This is a genomic window from Streptomyces sp. O3 (assembly GCF_054788135.1).
This window is the reverse complement of the sequence record NZ_JBTVYK010000143.1, coordinates 1-426: the sequence shown is the minus strand read 5'-3', so window position 1 is coordinate 426 and position 426 is coordinate 1. Positions and strand designations below refer to the sequence as shown.

Here is a 426-nt window from a genome sequence, read left to right as displayed (position 1 = left end):
CCGCAGACCACGGCGGTCTTGCCGCCGATCAGCACGTCCGTGGCCCGGTTGATGCCGTCCACCAGCGAGTGACGGCAACCGTACTTGTTGTCGAACTTCGACTTCGTCACCGCGTCGTTCACATTGATCGCCGGGCACAACAGGCGTCCGGTGCGGGCCAGTTCGTACAGACGGTGCACGCCCGTCGTGGTCTCCTCGGTGACTCCGCGCAGCTCGGCGGCGAGATCGGTCCACTTGGTGGGCTGTTCGCTCTGCATACGGTTCAGGAGCGCCAGGATCAGCCGGAACTCCTCGCCCTCGTCCTCGGCTGGCTCGGGCACCTGTCCCGACTTCTCGAACTCGACGCCCATGTGGACCAGGAGCGTGGCGTCGCCGCCGTCGTCCAGGATCATGTTCGGGCCGCCGGTGGGCGCGTCCGGCCAGGTC

The 426-nt window shown here is 67.4% G+C and carries 1 protein-coding gene; it reads right to left on the bottom strand.

The window, feature by feature from the left end:
* The coding region (locus ACX6XY_RS30080; RefSeq protein WP_460337794.1) for an adenosylhomocysteinase at positions 1 to 426 on the bottom strand (426 nt) is incomplete at both ends.